Annotated in this window: 16 protein-coding genes and 1 pseudogene; 10 read left to right on the top strand and 7 right to left on the bottom strand. The window is 60.1% G+C overall.

From position 1 onward, the window contains the following. Positions 1-59 precede the first annotated feature (59 nt). Genes J3489_RS27605 through J3489_RS27575 form a run of 7 tightly spaced genes read left to right on the top strand, consistent with a single transcriptional unit; the run spans position 60 to position 7,064 of the window. The gene (locus J3489_RS27605) at positions 60-1,100 is read left to right on the top strand and encodes an ABC transporter permease (protein ID WP_207003600.1); all 1,041 of its coding nucleotides are present in this window, start codon (positions 60-62) and stop codon (positions 1,098-1,100) included. Continuing rightward, positions 1,097-1,942, top strand: coding sequence for an ABC transporter permease (locus J3489_RS27600; protein ID WP_207003598.1), 846 nt, complete (start codon positions 1,097-1,099; stop codon positions 1,940-1,942). Before J3489_RS27605 ends, J3489_RS27600 begins: the two co-directional genes overlap by 4 nt. After that, on the top strand, positions 1,939-3,633 hold the full coding sequence (locus J3489_RS27595; RefSeq protein ID WP_207003595.1) for an ATP-binding cassette domain-containing protein: 1,695 nt from the start codon (positions 1,939-1,941) through the stop codon (positions 3,631-3,633). Before J3489_RS27600 ends, J3489_RS27595 begins: the two co-directional genes overlap by 4 nt. Then, positions 3,630-4,544 (top strand): NAD-dependent epimerase/dehydratase family protein, encoded by a 915-nt coding sequence (locus J3489_RS27590; protein WP_309491433.1) that lies wholly within the window; start codon positions 3,630-3,632, stop codon positions 4,542-4,544. The genes J3489_RS27595 and J3489_RS27590 overlap by 4 nt, the downstream gene beginning before the upstream one ends. 59 nt (positions 4,545-4,603) lie before the next feature. Continuing rightward, positions 4,604-5,326 (top strand): SDR family NAD(P)-dependent oxidoreductase, encoded by a 723-nt coding sequence (locus J3489_RS27585; protein WP_207003594.1) that lies wholly within the window; start codon positions 4,604-4,606, stop codon positions 5,324-5,326. A gap of 35 nt (positions 5,327-5,361) precedes the next feature. Beyond that, positions 5,362-6,264 carry an allantoinase PuuE gene (locus J3489_RS27580; protein WP_207003593.1) on the top strand — a complete coding sequence of 301 codons (903 nt, stop codon included), beginning with the start codon at positions 5,362-5,364 and terminating at the stop codon, positions 6,262-6,264. 20 nt (positions 6,265-6,284) lie between these two features. Continuing rightward, positions 6,285-7,064: a GntR family transcriptional regulator gene (locus J3489_RS27575; protein WP_242540361.1), complete on the top strand. Its 780-nt coding sequence runs from the start codon at positions 6,285-6,287 to the stop codon at positions 7,062-7,064. Positions 7,065-7,295: 231 nt separating this feature from the next. On the opposite strand, the pseudogene J3489_RS27570 reads toward J3489_RS27575, so the two are convergent. From J3489_RS27570 to J3489_RS27545, 6 genes and pseudogenes are all read right to left on the bottom strand, one after another. Continuing rightward, positions 7,296-7,766 (bottom strand): annotated as a pseudogene (locus J3489_RS27570) (IS6 family transposase); the annotation flags it as partial. A 349-nt stretch (positions 7,767-8,115) separates the two neighbouring features. Continuing rightward, positions 8,116-9,444 (bottom strand): MFS transporter, encoded by a 1,329-nt coding sequence (locus J3489_RS27565; RefSeq protein WP_207003591.1) that lies wholly within the window; start codon positions 9,442-9,444, stop codon positions 8,116-8,118. Between the two features lie 48 nt (positions 9,445-9,492). Further along, positions 9,493-10,227, bottom strand: coding sequence for an N-acyl homoserine lactonase family protein (locus J3489_RS27560; RefSeq protein ID WP_207003590.1), 735 nt, complete (start codon positions 10,225-10,227; stop codon positions 9,493-9,495). Then, complete coding sequence (locus J3489_RS27555; protein WP_207003588.1) at positions 10,224-10,730, bottom strand: carboxymuconolactone decarboxylase family protein; 507 nt, start codon at positions 10,728-10,730, stop codon at positions 10,224-10,226. The genes J3489_RS27560 and J3489_RS27555 overlap by 4 nt, the downstream gene beginning before the upstream one ends. Then, positions 10,727-12,355 carry a GMC family oxidoreductase gene (locus J3489_RS27550; RefSeq protein WP_207003586.1) on the bottom strand — a complete coding sequence of 543 codons (1,629 nt, stop codon included), beginning with the start codon at positions 12,353-12,355 and terminating at the stop codon, positions 10,727-10,729. Before J3489_RS27550 ends, J3489_RS27555 begins: the two co-directional genes overlap by 4 nt. 47 nt (positions 12,356-12,402) lie before the next feature. Beyond that, complete coding sequence (locus J3489_RS27545; protein WP_207003584.1) at positions 12,403-14,085, bottom strand: thiamine pyrophosphate-binding protein; 1,683 nt, start codon at positions 14,083-14,085, stop codon at positions 12,403-12,405. Positions 14,086-14,361: 276 nt separating this feature from the next. Between J3489_RS27545 and J3489_RS27540 the strand changes: the two genes are divergently transcribed. Further along, positions 14,362-15,114 carry a GntR family transcriptional regulator gene (locus J3489_RS27540; RefSeq protein ID WP_207003582.1) on the top strand — a complete coding sequence of 251 codons (753 nt, stop codon included), beginning with the start codon at positions 14,362-14,364 and terminating at the stop codon, positions 15,112-15,114. Between the two features lie 456 nt (positions 15,115-15,570). Here the strand turns inward: J3489_RS27540 and J3489_RS27535 are convergent, their stop codons facing one another. After that, complete coding sequence (locus tag J3489_RS27535) at positions 15,571-16,392, bottom strand: hypothetical protein (protein WP_207003581.1); 822 nt, start codon at positions 16,390-16,392, stop codon at positions 15,571-15,573. A 604-nt stretch (positions 16,393-16,996) separates the two neighbouring features. Here J3489_RS27535 and J3489_RS27530 point away from each other — a divergent pair. Together J3489_RS27530 and J3489_RS27525 are read left to right on the top strand one after the other, a co-directional pair. Then, positions 16,997-18,259 carry a serine/threonine-protein kinase gene (locus J3489_RS27530; RefSeq protein WP_207003580.1) on the top strand — a complete coding sequence of 421 codons (1,263 nt, stop codon included), beginning with the start codon at positions 16,997-16,999 and terminating at the stop codon, positions 18,257-18,259. A 147-nt stretch (positions 18,260-18,406) separates the two neighbouring features. Further along, the gene (locus tag J3489_RS27525) at positions 18,407-19,066 is read left to right on the top strand and encodes a GNAT family N-acetyltransferase (RefSeq protein ID WP_207003579.1); all 660 of its coding nucleotides are present in this window, start codon (positions 18,407-18,409) and stop codon (positions 19,064-19,066) included. Positions 19,067-19,169 lie beyond the last annotated feature (103 nt).

The raw sequence follows: 19,169 nt of genomic DNA, 5'->3' as shown, positions 1-19,169 counted from the left end.
AGGTGCGAACAAACGGATGTCATTCTCACCTGTATGACCCCGGCTCGAGGAGTTGCGCAATGGTTCTCTTTTCTAGCTGGCGTTCGATCCCGCGATCGGTTCGCATTGTCATCGCGCGGATCGGCGTCCTGATTCCGCAGATGTTCGCCGTGATGTTCGCCACCTTTATGCTCATTCGCTTGTTGCCTGGTGATCCGGCGTTGCTGATGCTGGGCAACCTGGCGACGCCCGACGCGATTGCGGCGTTACGTGAGCGTCTGCATCTCAACGGCTCCATCTGGTCGCAGTTTGGCGCCTATTTGAGGGCATTGCTTCACGGCGATCTCGGTACCTCGCTGTTCACGTCGAACCCGGTCACCATTGATCTGTTGCAACGCGTACCGGCCACGCTCGAATTGATTACGTACTCGATGATCCTCACCGTGATCCTCGGCGTGGGCGTGGCGGTGACGTCGGTGGTCCGCAAGGGCGGCTGGGCGGATCGCGGTAGCCGCATTTACGGACTCGCGGCAGGCGCGATTCCTGACTTCTGGGTCGGGTTGCTGCTCATTTATACGTTGTTTCATCTGGCGGGTGTGGCGCCCGCGCCTTTCGGTCGGGTCGATTCTTTCATCACGCCGCCGCCGACCGTCACAGGGTTCTATACCGTGGACAGCGCGCTGGCCGGCGACTGGGAAGCGTTCCGCTCTTCTGTGTCGCATCTGTTGTTGCCGGTTCTCACGTTGACCATCGTCAACGCGGGGGGCTTGATGAAGATGACGCAATCCGTCTTCGCCGACAATTACAAAAGCGAGTTCATTCGTCATGCGCGCGCATCGGGTTTGTCCGAACGCACGCTGGTGCGGAGCGCATTGCGCAACAGCTTGCCGCCGATCATCACCATGATCGGCTTTCTGTTCGGCTTCCTGCTTGGAGCAGCCGTGCTGGTCGAAACCATTTTTGCGTGGGGCGGACTGGGCCAGTACGCGGTGCAAGCCGTCCTGAACAGCGACTACCCCGCGCTACAGGGCTTTGTGCTGGTCGCGGCGGTCTTTATCCTGGTGGTGTACACCGCCGTCGATGTGCTCTACGGCCTGGCTGATCCGAGGATTGAAATATGAAACTGCCCTCCAGTTACCGCGGCGGCCGGCTAAGCGCCACGCTTATATTCGGTCTCTCGCTACTCGCGCTTCAGGTTGTGTTGATCGTGTTTGCGCCGCTGATCGCGCCGCATTCTCCGGTCAATGCCGATCCCACGAACACGCTAAGGCCGCCGTCGTGGCACTACTGGTTCGGTACCGACGTATCGGGTATGGACATACTCTCGCGTGTTATTTACGCCACGCGGATCAACCTGCTCATCAGCGTGACCGCGGTCGTGACCGCGTTCGTGGTCGGCGTTCCAATCGGGCTTCTGATCGGCTTCTACAAGAACCTGCTGAGCACGCTTGTCATGCGCATCTTCGACTTCATACAGTCGTTTCCGGTTTTCGTTCTCGGCATGGCGCTGGTTTCGGTGATGGGACAAGAGATCTGGAATGTCGCGATCGTGCTGGCCGTCCTGTTCATTCCCATGTTCGCGCGGCAGATCCGCGCGGAGGTGCTGTCATTGCGCGACCGGCCGTTTATCAGCGCGGCGCGTTGCAGCGGCGCCACCGACCTCACCATCATGTTCAGGCACATCCTGCCGAATGCGATGACGCCGGCTATCGTGCAGGTATCCATCAGCATCGGCATGGCGATCCTGCTGACCGCCGGGTTGTCGTTCGTCGGCGCCGGCGTCCGCATGCCGACGCCGGAATGGGGGTTGATGGTTGCCAACGGCGCGCAGCAGATGATCCTCGGCGTGTGGTGGGCGGCCTTGTTCCCAGGTCTCGCCATCATCATTTCGGTGCTGACGTTCGCGATTCTCGGCGATGCCGTCAAGCGCCTGGCTGAGCCCACATCGCGGGGTGGGCAATGAGTGTGCATGCGAATCAGGCGCTGCTGGAAGTCGAGAATCTTTCAGTCTGCTTCGACAACGCGCCTGCGCGGCGAGTCCTCGATGCGGTCAGCTTTTCCCTGCGCAAGGGCGAGATCCTCGGGATCGTAGGAGAGACAGGCGCGGGTAAATCGATTCTTGCGCGCTCAATCATCGACTTGTTGCCGGAAGGCGGACGAATAACAAGCGGCCGGATAACGCTTAACCAGCAGTCCGTATTCGATATGCCGGCAGACGAGAAACGGCGTTATCGCGGGGGCGATGTCGCCTTGATCGGCACCAACGCGAAGATGCTGCTCGATCCCGTGGAGACGGTCGGCGCGCAACTCGTACGCGTGCTGAGAGTGCATAAGCGCATCGGCAGGAAAGAGGCATGGCGGGAAGCAATCGAATTGTTCGGGCAAGTCGGTATCGTCAATCCGCAAGCGCGCGCGCATGCGTATCCGCACGAGTTGTCGGGTGGCATGGCGCAGCGCGTGGTGATCGCGATGGCGCTGATCGCGCAGCCGAAGATCTTGCTCGCCGATGACGCCACGCTCGGGCTCGATGCAACCATTCAACTGCAAGTCCTCGATCTGCTGGTGCAAAAGGGCAAGGACCTCGGGTTGGGCGTGTTGCTTGTGACTCACGACCTGGGCGTGGTCGCCAATTATTGCGACCGCGTCGGCATCATGAAAGACGGCAAGCTTATCGAACTGGCGCCTGTCGGGCAGTTTCTGAAGGCGCCGGACCGGCCCTATAGCCGCGAAATGCTGGATGCCGCGAAGGTTCGCCCGGCGCTGCTCAAGTCGAATGAACAGATCGATCGGGATGCGGGCCGCGCGATTGTCCCCGTCGCGGCCGTAAAGATGCGTCCTCCATTGCTCGAGGTCGAGCATCTGGTCAAAACGTTCGTGTCCGACCGGAATCACGCGGTCGTACGCGCTATAGACGACATATCGTTTTCCATCGCTCAAGGCGAAACGCTCGCTTTGGTCGGCGAAAGCGGCTCGGGCAAGACGACCACCGGCCAGTGCCTGCTGCGGCTGCTCGAGGCGGACGCCGGCGTGATTCGCTTCGACGGCAAAAACACGCTCGACATGACAGGGCGCGAATTCCGCGCCATGCGGCGCCGCATGCAGATGGTCTTTCAGGAGCCGTATGTCTCGCTGAATCCGCGCTGGCAGGTTCGGGAGCTGATTGCTGAACCGCTGGCGCTCGCGCCGAGGCTTTCGCGCGCCGACCGAGACGCAAGAATTCTGCAGTTGCTGGATCTCGTCAACGTTTCGCGCAAACACGCGTCCGCATATCCGCATGAGTTGACGGCCGGCGAGCAGAAACGCGTGGGTATTGCGCGCGCGCTTGCGGCGAACCCCGACTTCGTGGTTTTCGACGAACCCACCACTGCACTCGATATTCGCGTGCGCGCGCAGATTATCGACCTCGTGCGCAATCTTCAGGCGGAAATGGGCTTGTCGGCGCTTTTCATTACGCACGATCTGAATTCGGTGCGCTCGCTCGCGCATTACGTCGCGGTGATGCGCAACGGCAAGATCATCGAAATGGGTGAAGCGGCGACGGTCTTCAACCGGCCGGTCGAGGATTACACACGGAAGCTGCTGCAAGCGGAACTTCCTATCGAAGAAGTCGCTATGAGTGTTCATCATCTCGACGTTGCAGGAGAAAAACAGTGAGCGTCCAGCAAAGAATCATGGTCACCGGCGCGGCAGGATTGGTAGGCCGCGCGGTATGCCGACAGTTGCTCGCGCGCGGCGACAAAGTGGTCGCGATTGATCGCCTTGGCGGTGCTTCAATCGACGATATGACGGTGACTGAATGCGACGTGGGTAACGTGCATCGACTGCATGCGCTCGCGGGCGGGGGGCTGTCGGGCGTGATTCATTGCGGCGCCTATTCCGGTCCGATGGTCGCACGCGACAACCCCGTCTCGATGGTCCAGGTCAATATTGTCGGCACGGCGAACATGCTGGAACTCGCCCGCATTTACGGCGCGCGCCGGTTCGTGTTCTGCTCGTCGACCAGCGCATACGGCAACACGCCGCCGGCGCCGGTGAAAGAGGACGTCGTGATGGCGCCGGCGAGTCTCTACGCCGCGAGCAAAGTCGCGAGCGAACAACTGGTGGCGGCCTACGCGCAGCAATACGGAGTGGATGGCGTGAGCTTGCGCTTGTCGTGGGTGTACGGTCCGCATCGCACGACGGATTGCATGATCCGCACCATGCTTACTGATGCGATGGCGAGACGCCCGACGCGCGTTCCGTACGGCGAGGACTTTTATCGCCAGTACATCTATGTGGAAGACGCCGCCGCTGCGCTGGTCGCGGCACTCGATGCACCGAGCCTGCGCCGCCGTACTTACAACATTACTGGCGACAGCCGCCTAACGCTCGGCGAGGTGGCCGGGATCGTGCGCCGCGTGCTGCCGTCTGCCGATATCGAGCTTGCGCGTGGCCCCGATCCGCTCGACGAAATGCAGGAACGCTTCGATATTTCCGCTGCGGCGGCGGACCTAGGCTATCGCCCGCGGTTTGACATCGAAGCCGGCATTCGCGCTTACGCGAACTGGCTGTCGAACAACGATTAACCCTTATTTGAAGGAGCAGCATCGTGGAATCCTTTTCTCTTCGCGGAAGGACAGCGCTCGTGACAGGCGGTAACAGCGGGATTGGCAGGGCCATCGTGCAGCTATTCGCGGCACATGGAGCCAAGACTGGCATCTCGCATTTCGGTGATCCGCAGGGGGCGAGCACGCTGGCCGCCGAGCTAGCAACAAAGGGCGCCAACGTCGCTGTGGCAGAGTGCGACGTGACCGACGTGGCCTCGGTTCGCGACCTCGGCGCCTGGAGCCGCGAACATCTGGGCCCGGTCGATATTCTCGTGAACGCGGCCGGCATCGGCGGCGAGACGTCCTTCGTGGATCTATCGATCGAGCAGTGGGACCGGATGATGGCCGTCAACCTGCGTGGCACTTTCCTCGTCACGAAGCAGTTTTTCGCCGACATGATCGCGCGCAAATACGGCCGCGTGATCAACATTGCATCGCAACTCGCCTACAAGGGGGCGCACGACACGAGCCACTACTGCGCATCCAAAGCAGGCGTGGTCGGCTTCACGCGGGCGCTTTCATATGAAGGTGCACCGCACGGCGTCACGGTCAACGCCATCGCGCCGGGACCGGTCGAGACCGCAATGCTCGCCGGTTTAAGCGACGAATGGCGTGCGATGAAATTCACGGAGTTGCCGGCAGGCCGCTTCGGCCAGACCGATGAAATTGCACCGACCGCGTTGCTGCTCGCATCCGAGACGGGCGGCGCGTATTTCGTCGGGCAGACACTGTCGCCGAACGGCGGCGATGTGATGCTCTGACCCGCATTCTATCTTTAAGGAACGGGAGAAACCACATGGATCCGGGCCGCGATTTCATCGGTTATGGCGCGAATCCGCCCAGTCCAAACTGGCCGGGCAACGCTCGCATTGCCATCAATTTCGTCATGAACTATGAAGAAGGTTCCGAGCCGTCCATCGCCGATGGCGAAGATGCGACGGAGACGTGGTTCACGGAATCGCATGGACTCAATTCAGGCGTGATCGGCCGCGACCTCGCGGCGGAGGGCCTGTTCGAATACGGCAGCCGCGTCGGCTTCTGGCGTCTCATGCGGATCTTCCAGGATCGCGGTCTCGCGCTCACTGTGTACGGTTGCGCCCTCGCGCTGGAGCGCAACCCGCAAGCGGCCGCTGCGATCCGTGCATCTGGTTTCGACGTGTGCAGTCACGGCTGGCGGTGGATCAAGCATTACGGTTTGAGCGAGGAGATCGAGCGCGAGCACATTCGCTTGGCGATTGAGTCGTTGGCGCGCACAACGGGCGAGCGTCCGTACGGCTGGTACTGCCGTTACTCGCCTTCCGTGAACACACGCATGCTGTTGGTCGAGGAGGGCGGCTTTCTCTACGATTCCGATTACTATGGCGACGAATTGCCATTCTGGAAGACCGTTCAGGGCAAGCCGCATTTGGTGATACCCTATTCTTTGACTACCAACGACGGCCAGTACGCGCGTTCGGTAGGCACTGGCAACCAGTGGTTCGAGTTCATGCGCGATACCTTTGATATGCTGTATCGCGAGGGTGCGACGCAGCCTAAGATGATGTCGGTCGGACTGCATATGCGGCTCATCGGGCATCCGGCACGCGCGGCCGGGCTTGAGCGGTTTATTGACCACGTGATGAAGCATGATGACGTGTGGATCGCTCGCCGTGTCGACATCGCGCGGCACTGGATCAAAGAACATCCGTATACGCGGTAGTGCTGTGCGAGGCAATACCGATGTCAGAGCATCGACATGTCAATGCGGACGTGCGACTTATTTTCAATCAGACGTGGCACATGCTAAAAACCGCTGGCGAAACTAAAATCCGTAAGCCCCGCAAGACCCGTGACGGCGACAACAGCAGTGAAGAGATTTATGAGAAGATTTATGCCGCGTTGCTCGAGCATCGGCTGGTGCCCGGTACCAAGCTGGCGGAAGAGCGGCTCGCCAGCATCTTCGGCGTGACCCGGGCGCGAGTCCGGGATGCATTGAGCCGGCTGGCCTACGAACAGATCGTGGAGCTCTACCCGAAGAAAGGCTGGTTCGTGGCGAAGCCATCGGTCGACCAGGCTCGCGATGTGTTCGAAGCCCGCCGATTGATCGAACCTGCCGTCATGCATCGACTGACGCGCGACATTACACCGGAGAAACTCGCGCAGTTGCGAGAGCACGTGCGCCTCGAAATGGACGCACGCGCACGCGACGACAAGCGCGCGGTCATCCGGCTCTCCGGCGAATTTCACAATCTCGCGGCAGCGCTCGCCGGAAACTCTTCGTACACGCGCAGCCTGCGCGAACTTTCTACGCTAACGTGTCTGGTCGTCTTGCTGTACAACACGCCGATCAGCGTCAGTTGCCGTGCCGACGAGCATACCGCCATCACCGATGCAATCGCCCAAGGCGACGGCGACAAAGCCGCGCAACTCATGCTTGATCATCTCAACCACATTGAGGGCGCGCTGAATCTTGATGTCGTCGAAGATGAAGTGGATCTGGAAGCAATATTCAAGCGGTGACGCGATAGCGGTGTCCGGCATCGCCGCGCCTCAGCAGTGTTCGCCTCGGGGCCGCATGCTCGCTACCGTCGAGCATCGTTCGGTCGCGAATGGGGTTCTGGTGCAAATCGGAGGAGGGCCGGTTGGTTATCCTCGGGTTTTTGACGAGCGAGCCAGCAATGAGTCCGCTTCGAGGGTTGTGTCGCGTTAAGGATGATAGGGCGAGCAAGTGCCTATAATGAAGAGGACTGCTTATATCATGAGAGAATAGAATTGCTCGGCAGCAGTCGAAGCGACGCCATCGTCACACATCTGTCCCTTGCGGATCATGTGCGCAATCTCGATGCCGGACAGGATGATGCGCGCAGAGCGGAAATCTTTGAACCCCATCATCGGTTTGATGATGCGCTTGATGGCGCGGTGGTCCTGCTCGACGATATTGTTCAGGTATTTGTTTTGCTGGATCCTGATCGGCGTTGGCCGCTCAGCTCTGAGCGCTTCAAGGGCGGCCAGATTATCGCCGCTCTTTTCCACCGTGATCGTTTCGGGCTCGCCGTTCTGATCAATCGCCTTCTCGAAGTAACGCCGTGCTGCGGCCTTGTCACGATGGGCGCGCAGCAGGAAATCGACCGTATTGCCCGCCTTGTCGACGGCGCGATACAGATATTTCCATTGGCCCTTGATCTTGACGTAGGTCTCGTCGACGCGCCAGCTCCTGCCAATGCCGGTGGGCAGCGTCTTGCGTGGCGTCTTCGTCTTTGCCATCATGCGCGTCATGCTTTGTGGTTCGACCGATTCTACTTCACCGCGTTAGCGCGACAGAACGCCAGATCGCCCGCCCTCAGGCCGGAAGATCGATTTATTCAACAACGCCGATGCATTGCCGCTACCACACCGACGCAAAGCAAAAGCGGGCGCTACGCGCCCAGGCCTTCGAGGCGTGAGAAAGCGTGACGGGCGCTCCGATGTTGTAGCGTCTTGCCATTTAAATTAGTTATTCTAATATACTGCGTGTTCGAGCGCATATCGCTTGATAACTTGACAATACCTTTGCCACAACTGGTTGCGGGTTTCACTCCAGCACTATCCCCTTGGTTTCGCGGCCGAATACGATCATCGCGATCGCCGCAATCGCCGCATCGGCGCAGAACATCAGCATGGCCCACTTCAGGCCACCGGCTCGCATCATGATCGGAAACATCACGATGCCGACAATCGCACCGGCCCGGCCGATACCCGCAGCGAGGCCCGTGCCGAACGAGCGGATATCGGTCGGGAATACTTCCGGCGCCACGACGCCCACGAGTCCCGCAGGTCCGATCCACGCCACCAGTTGAAACACGCTGAACAGCACCAGCAGCAGCGCAAACACGTGCGAGTCGCTGGCAAGTGCGAGGCCCAGATCGATGATCGCGAGCAGAATGAAACCGGCGGTCGCGAGCGGCTTGCGTCCCACGCGTTCGACCGACAGGAACATGATGATCGAGCCGATCACGGCAAACAGCGACACCACGACGCCGCCGAGTAGCGAAAGCGTGTCGGTGAAGCCGAGCGTGCGCAGAATGTACGGCGTGAAATAACCGACGCCATACGTATTGAACGTGATGCAGAACCACATGAAAAAGATGTAGAGCGTATTGAACGTCTGCGCTTTAGTCCGAAACAGCGAGCCGATCCCCCGCGCTGCGCCCTTCGGCGTATCGATCGCACCGCTCAGGCTCGCGCCGCTGCCGGGCACGACCGTGTCCATCGCTTCGCGCGCTTCTTCGAGACGTCCTTGCCGAACCAGCCACATCGGGGATTCCGGAATATCGCGCCGGCCGATGAAGACGATGATCGACGGAATCACCGCAATGCCGAACAGCACGCGCCACGTTTCGCCGCCGAGCAGCGGATTGAGTCCGAAGCTGAGCAGATATGTCGCCGCGCTGGCGACGGTCCACATGATCCATGTGCTGGCGTTGAGCTTGCCGCGCAATTTGCGCGGCGCGAATTCGGCGATGATCGTAAAGCTCAGGGCCTGGTCCGCGCCGATCGCAAAGCCCAGGCCGATACGCGCGATCACGAGGATTTCGTACGAGGTCGAACACGCGCTCAGCAGCGCAAATAGCGCGTAGAGCGTGATGTCCGCCATATACATGAACTTGCGCCCGAAACGATCCGCGAGATAGCCGATCGAAATCGCGCCGGCAATCGTGCCGACATACGTGGACGTAGCGAGTAGCGCGATCTGCGCCGGCTTCAGATGAAAGTATGGAATCAGAAAAATCAGCGCGGAGGCGATGTTGGTGAAATCATAACCTTCGAGAAACACGCCCATTCCCGATAGAAACGTGACTTTCTTGTGGAAGGCGTTGAGTGGCGCGTTGTTGAACGCTTCGAACAGCGAGGTGCTTTTCATGGTGGTCTCCTGATTGGAATCTCGTTTATTCCTGCGTTCCCGGCGCGCTTAGCGCCTTCGTTTGAGTCGAAGACTCGGTTCGATGTCGTGGCCGGTGTAGATCCGCACGGGATCGAGCGCGTGAACCCGCTCGATCGCAGCGATCGCGTCGAAGACATCGACGAGAATTCCTGATGGAATGCGATCGATATAGTTGCGGTGTAGCGGCACGGCATCGCCTGTCAACACGGCGCGGCCTTCCTCGGTATCTACGCAGAACATCTGTGAGCCGGGCGTATGGCCGCCGACGCGCAGCGCGCGCAGACCCCGGTCGATCTCGACGTCGCCATCGAGCGCATGCAAGCGGCCGTTATTGACGAGATGCTCCAAATGCACGTGCTGACTAAAAAACCTGTCGAACGCCGGATGTTGCCGGCGCTGGCTGCACAGAAATTCGATCTCGCCACGTTGCGCGAAAAACTGTGCATTCGGGAATTGATCGGCGTTGGCCGCGTGATCCCAGTGCAGATGCGTGAGCAGCACGGTATCGATGGTTTTCGCATCCACGCCGTGTGCGGCGAGCGCGTCGCTGGCATCGAGCGCTTCGGTCAGGCCGCGCGCGCGCCCTTCGCTGGTCGGCGGACCCGTGTCGATGATGAGCCTGCGGTGCACTGAGCGCAACAGCCACAACCGGTAGGCAATCTCGATCGGCACGCCTGGTTCCGTCAGATATAAAAACATCGACGTATCGGCGGTGCGCTTGCCGAGATAGATCGGCTCGATCGTGTACACGACGTCGCTCACGGTTTCGCTCCGCTGTGTTTCGCTTTCTTGCGCGGCTGCTTAGCCAAAGGCGTCGAAGCGGTCCCCGCATCTTCCCAGCGAGCCATCTCTTCAGCCAGAATCGGCACACCGAGATTGCACGCGTGAATGCCGAGTACGGTGGTCAACTGGATCACTTCGAGAATCTCGTCGCGGGTCGCTCCTTGCTTTAGCGCGTTCTGCATATGGCGCCGCACGCCGGGGCCGTACATGTGCGTGGTCGCGACATTAATTGCGATCATCACCAGTTCCTTGACCTTCGGCGACAGCGGACCGTTCTGATGCGGCACGCTTCGAAACGCGAGATACGCTTCCATGAACGCGGGGTCCCAGGCGCGCAGCGTGTCCCAAAGCGGATTCCAGTCGCCGCGTGCGATCTGCGAGTCGGTGTAGGGCGTTGCGTGGTTTGCGGGCGAGGGCGCCAGAGATTTCGAACCTTTGCTGTTGCCACTTGCACCTTCATTTTCAGCCGCTTTCTTGCTCATAATCTTGCATCCTCCAGGACGAAGTCCGCGCCGCGCTCGCCGATCATGATCGCGGGGGCGTTGGTGTTGGACGAGGCGAGCGTCGGCATCACCGACGCATCGATCACCCGCAAGCCGTCGACCCCATGCACCCGCAGCCGGCTATCGACGACGCCCTCGCCGCGTGGCCCGATCCGGCAAGTGCCGACGGTGTGCCATGCGGTCTGGCCAATTTCGCGCGCGTAGTCGAGCAACGTCGCATCATCCGCATCGTCGACGCCGGTGCCGGGCCGCTGTTCCGCGACGATCAGTTGCGCCATCGCCGGCTGCGCGGCGATGCGCCGGATCGATCGCAGCAGTTGTGCCGCATGCTGTGCATCTTCGGGATCGGACAGGTAATTCGGTTGCAGCAGAGGCTGTTCGCGCGCATCGGCCGAGCCGATATGCACGGTGCCGCGCGAAGCCGGATACAGTTTGAAGCCGCCAATCGAGAAGCCCGAGTATTGATCGATGCCGGCGCCAGGTGTGCGCGAATAGCGATCCTTGCCGCTGATGTGATAGATGCGGATCATCACGTCAGGCGAGGGCAGCGCCGGATCGGTGCGCATGATCGCGTGCGCGGTGGACGATGTGCCCGCCATCAACCCGCGCCGCGACACGATGTATTGCAGCCCGACTTGCATGCGTCGCAGCGGACTGCGCATCACGTCGTTGATCGTGATCGGCAGCATCGTTTGATACGTGCAGCGCAATTGCAGATGATCGATCAGGTTTTCGCCGACCGCGGCCAGCGGCGCTACCACCGGAATGCCGAGCCGGTCGAGCAGCGCCGTGTTGCCGATCCCGGACAACTCCAGCAACTGTGGCGACTTGATCGCACCGGCCGACAGCAACACCTCGCGATGCGCGCGCGCGACGCATCGCTCGCCGTTCTTCCAGTACTCGACACCGGTCGCGCGTGTACCGGCGAACAGGATGCGCGAAACCAGCGCATTCGTTTCGATACGCACGTTCGGCCGTCGGCGCGTGGCGCGCAAATACGCGACGGCGGTGCTCCAGCGGCGTCCGTGCCATGCCGTCTGTTCGAGGTAGCGCACGCCTTCGTAGTTGTGTCCGTTGTAGTCGGCGGTCCGTGCGACACCCGCTTCGACGCAAGCGGCGACAAAGCCATCGGATAGCGCATCGGTGTCGCGTTGCGCGCGGTCGGTGATGCGCACCGGCCCCGTGTGGCCCCGTCGCGGATCGTCGTTGTATGGATAACATTCGAGCCGTTTGAAGTACGGATGCAGGGTGTCGAAATTCCAGCCTTCGCAGCCGAGCGTTTCCCACCTGTCGTATTCGGCGGGATCTCCCCACACGTAGGCCATGCCATTGAGCGCACTCGATCCCCCGAGTACCTTGCCGCGCGGCGAGTAGACGCGCTGGCCGCACATCGACGCCTGCGGTTCGGTCTCGAACTTCCATGCATAGCGTTCGTTGCCGAGCAGCTTGCCTACCCCGAGCGGTATGTGAATCCAGATATTGTTGTCCGGGCCGCCGGCTTCGAGCAGCAGCACCCGCTGCTGGCCGCTTGCGCTCAGCCGGGCAGCGAGCGCGCAGCCCGCCGAGCCCGCCCCGACGATGATGTAGTCGTAATCGCTAGTCATGCGAGTGTCGATCTGGTTACCTGTTTTGCGAGTTTTGCGGGTTCGTGTCAGCTCTTCGCGCGATGCTTGAACGAATCGCGGCGGAAGCTGTAGAGCGCGTTCGGATCGATCTGGACATCGATGATCGCCGGCTTGCCGCAACTGAGCGCCGCGCCGAACGCGGCTTCGAACTCGCTCGCATGATTTACCCGGAAACCCTTTGCACCGAACAGTTCGGCGACCTTGTCGTATGGCGGATTCGGCACGTCCGCGCCGATATAACGGCCGTCGAAGAAATCGCGCTGATACGCTTTTTCCGCGCCCCAGCAGCCGTTGTTCATCACCACGCAAATCGAGTTGATGCCGTGCTGGACCGCGGTGCCGATCTCGCTCATCGTCATGCCGAACCCGCCGTCGCCCATCAGGCTGATCACGGTCCGCTCCGGACAGGCAAGCTTGACGCCAAGTCCGCATGCATACGAGAAACCGACCAGGCCGAAATCGAGCGGCGTGAATAGCGCGGGCGGTTGCACGTAGGGCATCTGATCGGTGGCTTGCAGACACAGTGTGCCGGCATCCATCGTGAACATCGAATCGGCGGGGCTCAGCGCGCGCAGCATCTTGAAGAGCGCGGCCGGCTGCAACGGCGTCGCGTTCTGCGCGCCGACCTCCTCTCGCTGGGCGAGCAGCGCCGCGCGGCGCTCGCGAAAGCCGGCGGCCCATTGCACCGCGGCGGTGGCTTTGTGTGCCGACAGTTCCGCCGCGAGTTGCGTAGCGACGACACCCGCATCGCCGAAGACGCCGACCTCGATCGGCACCAGCCGGCCGAGCGCGAGCGGATCCGTTTCGACCTGAATGATCGCGGCTTGCGGGTTCAGGTTGTCGTTCGTGTAGAAGGTGGTATTGAAGCCGAGCCGCGTGCCGAGTGCGAGAATCACGTCCGCCTGCCTCGCACAATCGGTCGCGACGACGTTGCCGCGCGGGCCAATCTGTCCCGCGTACAACGGATGGCCGCAAGGCAAGGCATCGCCGTGGCCTGGCGACATCGCCAACGGCGCATTGAGCAGTTCGGCGAGCTTCAGCACGGCCGCGTGGGAACGGCCGTTCTTGACGCCGCCGCCTGCCAGAATCAGGGGCCGCGCAGCGCCCTTGAGCAATTGCGCCGCGCGCTCGATCACATCGGCCGGGCCGGCCGGCGGCGGCGCATCGTGCCACGCGCTCGGACCCGGATCGAATTCGATCGTCTCGGCGAGGATGTCGCGCGGCAGGTTCAGCGCGACCGGTCCGCGACGCGGCGTCAGCGCCGTGCGAAATGCTTCGTGCACCAGTTCGGGCAGACGTTTGGTCTGCGTCGCTGTCCAGGTTTTTTTTGTGACCGTCTTGAACAGCGATTGCTGGTCGACTTCCTGAAACGCATCGCGATACACATGCGCGCTCGACAGCGAACCCGCCAGCGCGACGACCGGCGAATAGGCCGCATACGCCTGCGCTAGACCCGTCACGAGGTTGGTGGCGCCAGGACCGTTCTGGCCCGCGAGGATCACGCCGGCGTTGCCGCTCGCCCGCGCATAGCCGTCGGCCATATGCGTGCCGGTACGTTCGTCGCGTACGCCGATAAAACGGATATCGGGCGCGCCGTACAACGCATCGAAGATTTCCATGCCGGCCGAACCGATCAGCCCGAACACATGATCGACACCTTCACTGCGTAGACTTTCGACGACCGCACTGCCTCCTGAGACGCTGTTCATTGTCTGTTTCCTCAAAAAAACGACGTGGGACGAACCTCGATTGTTTGCTCGCCGCACTTCGCGACGAACGGTCTTTTCTCAATATTGACCAAATGTCGACATTAGGTCAAGTTTTGAATGAAATGACTTTCGCTTTGAGGCGTGAGCACGATGCCCAGAAGTGACGGATTTCGCCGAGAGACCCTGCTAGAATCGTCTGCACGATCTCGTCCGAATGCCGACATTCACCATCGGCTTTCCTCGACCCCTTACACCTCTTTCGATACGACAACTGCTGTGCCACTCAGCGACAACACCGGCTCCCTGCAGCCCAATTTCGTTCCAGCAGCCTTAGCCGCGACGCTGGCGATCCAGATCGCCGAGCAGATCGGCGTCGCAATCACCGAAGAACAGTTCGCTCCCGGCGAGCGCCTGCGCGAAGTCAATCTCGCGACCACTTTCAACGTCAGCCGCGCCACGGTGCGCGACGCATTGCGCATCCTCGAAAGCCGCGGCCTCGTGCGGATCCTTCCGCAACGCGGTGCACAGGTGACGCTACTGTCGACTCAGGAGTTGATGAACCTGTTCGAGATTCGCGCAATGCTGGTCGCGCTGGCGTCGCGCCGCGCGGCCGCGCGTTTCCAGCCCGAACACGCGCCGGTACTGGCTGCGGGATTCGCGCGATTGAAGGCGGCAGTGAAAGACGGCAATGCGTACGCGCGAGCCAGCGGGATGATCGTGACCGACGTCGCGCAGCTTTCAGGTAACGACCAGCTCGCCGAATTGCTGGTCGGCTTCGCGCAGCGCATCGGTCGTTATGCGCGGCTCGGTCTTGCCACGCAGAAGCGGCGCACGCAATCGCTTGCGAGCTGGAGCCGCCTGATCGACGCGATCACCGCACGCGATGAAAATCTCGCGGAGGCCACGCACCGGCAACTGGCGCTCGAAAATCGCGACGCCGCGATCGCCGAAATCGAAGCGCGCGAACGCGCCAGTGCGGGCGCAGCTCCGAAGACCGCGCGCAAATCACGTAAGTCGGGGCCGGCCTGAAACTTCAGCGAATTGCGAGCCGGCCGATGCATTCACGCACGCGCCTCACGATTCCGTGCCCCACCCTGATCGTGTGTTTTTCCGCTTAGGCCGAACACCAGGTTCTCGACCACTAGCCCGATCAAAATCACACAGAAAAGCTATGCAATCGAGCTGCAGTGTCCTGTACGTGTACCGTCGATGTTCCGTGTGATTCCTTGACGACTGAAACTAATGACCTACATCGTCTACGGACTATTTACGCGCGGCGACGCGGACACGAAAAATTACTTTTACGTCGGCAAGACGCGGCGACCTATTGACCTGCGCATGCGCGAGCACCTTAAGTTCGATCGCGGCGCGGTGGCTCGTCACGTCATGCTGAAGAATTCTCGGCTCTTTCCGCGCCAGGCGCGGCAGCCGGATGCTAGGAGCGTGAAGGGCGCCTCATTACAGGTTGCGGAACATTGCACGCGCTCAATCAAAGCCAATGGCGTTATACCCGATTTCGTAGCCGTCTATGTCACCAGCAGTTGCGACGTCCCAGCCAAGAAAGCTCACGGTAGGGGCGTCCGCCTCGCGCCCTTGCGCTAACACGGGAAGAACCCGGAAACCGCTCTGTCCGCTGACGCCAATCTGTACGGAGCCACCGACGTCATCCTGTACTTCACCAGCAAGCATCTCCTGCAGTGTGTGAATCGGGTCCCGGTCGCCATGCTCGCGCTCGCGGTTGTCATGCAGTTTCGTGAAAACGTGACTGCCACTGCCCATCGGATGAATAGCGCCTGCCGCCGTAGAAAGCTCACGGAGGATAACCTGACATGCCCCAGCGACCATTGACGGTTCCATTGTGTATGCTTTGAATGCACGATCGGCAGGGCAAAAACCGAACAGCATTGCCTTGAAGAAGAAGCGACTGTAGTCGTCATTGATGGCCAGTCGGGACGACATGTCCAATATGTAGTGCTGCGCCACGCTCCTGAAAAGATTGGCGACGGCCGCGACGGAAACCGGACGTTTCAGACCGGGCACTCCGGAGAGATTTTGCGTGCATGCAGTCGCGAGCCCATACGCGCTCATCGCCGAGAGGCTCGAACCGGAATAGGCGAAACCAAAACTGCGAAATTGGGTAGGAAACCAGATTCTCTGTCCGGGCATCTCTTCGAAGCACGTCACGGGAACAGGCAGAATCTTTGGGCCGTTGTCAGTCGCAGTATCGCCGCCGCCTGAGATTCTCGTGTCCGCTGCACAGCAATGCTGGTTAGTTTCAGCGTTATGCCAAAGCACGACGATGGTCATTTGCGTACCTATTGGGTGTCAGTTGGATTCTATCTTGTTGCCTTACCATCCCAGTTCATCTGGTGGCGATCTACCTCATCACCCCCGGTCTGCAGATACATACCCGTAGCGTTCAGTGAGATGTGTCAAGGTTGTCGCGCATTGTCCGCACCACGCCGCCATCGGCGTGGTGAGAAGCGGTGGTATGTCGTAGTCGGTGTACAAATGCGCGCTCAAGTTCGTCCGCGCGATCAGCGAACTCCGGTCCCTTGGAACGCAGCCAGTGAGCTGCGCCGCTGAAGACACCCATGGCGTCGTGCATAGCAGACCTTGAAAGGCAACGTTTTTCTTGGTTGAAGGGGATCCCACGCACACGGCGAACAGATCGTGATGCCGGTGGGAGCTGCGAGTGCTCGATCGAACAACGATCGGTACCGTCGCGGCATCGGGCCTATCGCCGCCCCAGGATGTGCCCTGGTCCATACATCGAACTCACAAAACAAGAATCGCTGCAGTGCAGCATGCCGTTTATCACTACGCGTCGCCCTGCGAATCGATATCGCCCGTATCATTAGCGCCGATGCTCCTCATTTAAGAGCGCCCGAGACTAATGGGATACTTTGGCATGGCCACGAACGCGAAAGAAGCAGATTTCGAAACGACATTCGCACGATATACGATTGAGCGCGTGCTAGGAGAGGGCGGCGCGGGTCGGGTGTACCTTGTCAGAGACGACTCGGGCGTGGCGTACGCCCTGAAGTTGTTGCATGGACAGGGCGTCACTGCAGACAAACGTCGCCGTTTTAAGAACGAAATCGGCTTCCTGCAGAGTACAAAACACGAGAACGTTGTGCGCGTGGTGGACCATGGCGTCCAGTTCACCGACAAGTCGAGCATCCCGTTCTACGTCATGGAGACGTACGACGAGAGCTTGCGTGGGTTGATGCAGCGAGGGATTGCAACTGCCGATGTGTTACCGCTATTCGGTCAGATTCTGGACGGCGTGGAAGCGGCGCACCTGAAAGGCGTTGTGCACCGCGACCTGAAGCCAGAAAATGTGCTTTACCGTTCTGCTACGAACCGTCTGGCGGTTGCTGACTTTGGCGTCGCGCGGTTCAATGCCGAAGACTTGATCACGGCCATCGAGACCAAGCCGGGCACCCGCCTGGCAAACTTCCAGTACGCAGCTCCCGAGCAGCGCATGCGAGATCAGCCGGTAGGCGTTCCGGCTGACATCTATTCCTTGGGTTTGATTTTGAACGAGATGTTCACCGGCCAGATCCCTCACGGCACAGGGTATCGCAAGATCGCTGACGCAGTGCCCGATCTCGCGTGGCTAGACGGAATTGTTGATTCAATGCTGCGGCAGGGTCCCGCAGCACGCCCGGCGTCAATCGACGCGCTGAAGCGGGAAATTGGATTCCAGCACGAGAACGCTGTATCCCTGCAGAAGATCAGCCGGATTGACCAGGCTGTGATCCGGGCTAGCGACGTGGATGATCCGATCGTAGCCAACGGTATCCGAGTCGTCGGAGGCAAGTGGGATAAGGGAACGCTTCGCCTCGAATTTAGCGAATCGGTCAACCCGAAGTGGCTTCAGGCGCTTGGTAAGATGGGCAACTATTCCTCACTGATGAACAAAGGCCCCGAGCGGTTTCAGTTTTCGGGGAAAGTAGCGTCTATCGACGCGCAGGAACACGAGATAGAGGCCATCGTTCAACACTTCAAGAACTGGCTTCCTACAGCAACACGTGTATATGAGGACCAGTTGAAGAGAGATGCAGAAGCAAAAGCAGCGGCGGAACGTGCGGAATTGCTGCAACGACGCAAGGCAGAGGAGGACAATATGCGGGTGCAGAGCACCCTAAATCGGCTGTTTCCCGGTTGATCTCATCAGCGGGGCACGCTGCTGCCCACATCGCCGTGACCACTGCGGGCTTCGCAAAACCAGCGTGTCATCGATATCTGTTCGGGGCAGCTTTTCGTAGTAAGGCGCTCGAATATCGAACCTCATTTTCTTATCTGGTTGCCAAACATGTTGACGCTACGTTGCTCGGAAAATGAGTTCCTCGCTGAAGACGATGAGCCTTCGCGGTTCATATTCGAATACGATGGAAAATTATTGCTGCCAGACCGCGCCGACGAAGAAACTGATGTAGGGTATTTCAGTGTCAAATACGTCGATGTCGGAGGTGCCGTGACCGAGAGGGAGTCCGTCTTCGATGTCTTTGACAGCGATAGCACGTGCATCCAGTACTACGAGGCGCTGTATGACGGAAACGACGATATAAAGCCCCGGGTGGCTCGCCTTGCTCATGGCGATGACTATTTGTGGAATCCTAGCTTACTGATCCTGGATCGATTGGTCGTTTATCGCGAATACCGGGGTCGTGGCGTGGGGTTGGTTGCACTGCGTGCGCTGATACACAGGTTTCGCGCCGGGGCCGGCCTGATCGCCCTCAAAGCGTTTCCGCTGCAATACGAGGGAGATCGTTCTGTAAAGCCAGAGGGACCTGACGAAGCAAAACTTGGCTATGACCAGTTCCATGTACCGATGCCCAAAGCGACCTCCAAATTGCGAAGTTATTATCGTCAGGTGGGCTTTCTTCAAGTACCGCGTACGCAGGTCATGGTGCGGTCGCCCGAGGTCCCGGTGAGGGATGTCACGTCGAATGGGAATGAGACCTCCGCGTGAACCAGATGTCAGCCGTTTCACCGAATTTCTCGCAACGGACTTGAGCACGTGTCACGTGGTGCGGCCGTCCTTACCGTGGCAAGATTGTCGAGATATCCATAGA

Source organism: Trinickia mobilis, assembly GCF_017315705.1.
Classification (GTDB): domain Bacteria; phylum Pseudomonadota; class Gammaproteobacteria; order Burkholderiales; family Burkholderiaceae; genus Trinickia_A; species Trinickia_A mobilis.
The sequence above is the reverse complement of the archived record's forward strand: the minus strand, read 5'-3'. Positions and strand labels throughout refer to the sequence as shown.

Excerpts from the sequence above, each read along its gene's own strand:
- J3489_RS27565 (WP_207003591.1), bottom strand. The coding sequence starts at position 9,444 with ATGAAAAGCACCTCGCTGTTCGAAGCGTTCAACAACGCGCCACTCAAC.
- J3489_RS27550 (WP_207003586.1), bottom strand. The coding sequence starts at position 12,355 with ATGACTAGCGATTACGACTACATCATCGTCGGGGCGGGCTCGGCGGGC.
- J3489_RS27595 (WP_207003595.1), top strand. The coding sequence starts at position 1,939 with ATGAGTGTGCATGCGAATCAGGCGCTGCTGGAAGTCGAGAATCTTTCA.
- J3489_RS27545 (WP_207003584.1), bottom strand. The coding sequence starts at position 14,085 with ATGAACAGCGTCTCAGGAGGCAGTGCGGTCGTCGAAAGTCTACGCAGT.
- J3489_RS27605 (WP_207003600.1), top strand. The coding sequence starts at position 60 with ATGGTTCTCTTTTCTAGCTGGCGTTCGATCCCGCGATCGGTTCGCATT.
- J3489_RS27555 (WP_207003588.1), bottom strand. The coding sequence starts at position 10,730 with ATGAGCAAGAAAGCGGCTGAAAATGAAGGTGCAAGTGGCAACAGCAAA.
- J3489_RS27600 (WP_207003598.1), top strand. The coding sequence starts at position 1,097 with ATGAAACTGCCCTCCAGTTACCGCGGCGGCCGGCTAAGCGCCACGCTT.
- J3489_RS27575 (WP_242540361.1), top strand. The coding sequence starts at position 6,285 with ATGTCAGAGCATCGACATGTCAATGCGGACGTGCGACTTATTTTCAAT.
- J3489_RS27580 (WP_207003593.1), top strand. The coding sequence starts at position 5,362 with ATGGATCCGGGCCGCGATTTCATCGGTTATGGCGCGAATCCGCCCAGT.
- J3489_RS27535 (WP_207003581.1), bottom strand. The coding sequence starts at position 16,392 with ATGACCATCGTCGTGCTTTGGCATAACGCTGAAACTAACCAGCATTGC.
- J3489_RS27530 (WP_207003580.1), top strand. The coding sequence starts at position 16,997 with ATGGCCACGAACGCGAAAGAAGCAGATTTCGAAACGACATTCGCACGA.
- J3489_RS27525 (WP_207003579.1), top strand. The coding sequence starts at position 18,407 with ATGTTGACGCTACGTTGCTCGGAAAATGAGTTCCTCGCTGAAGACGAT.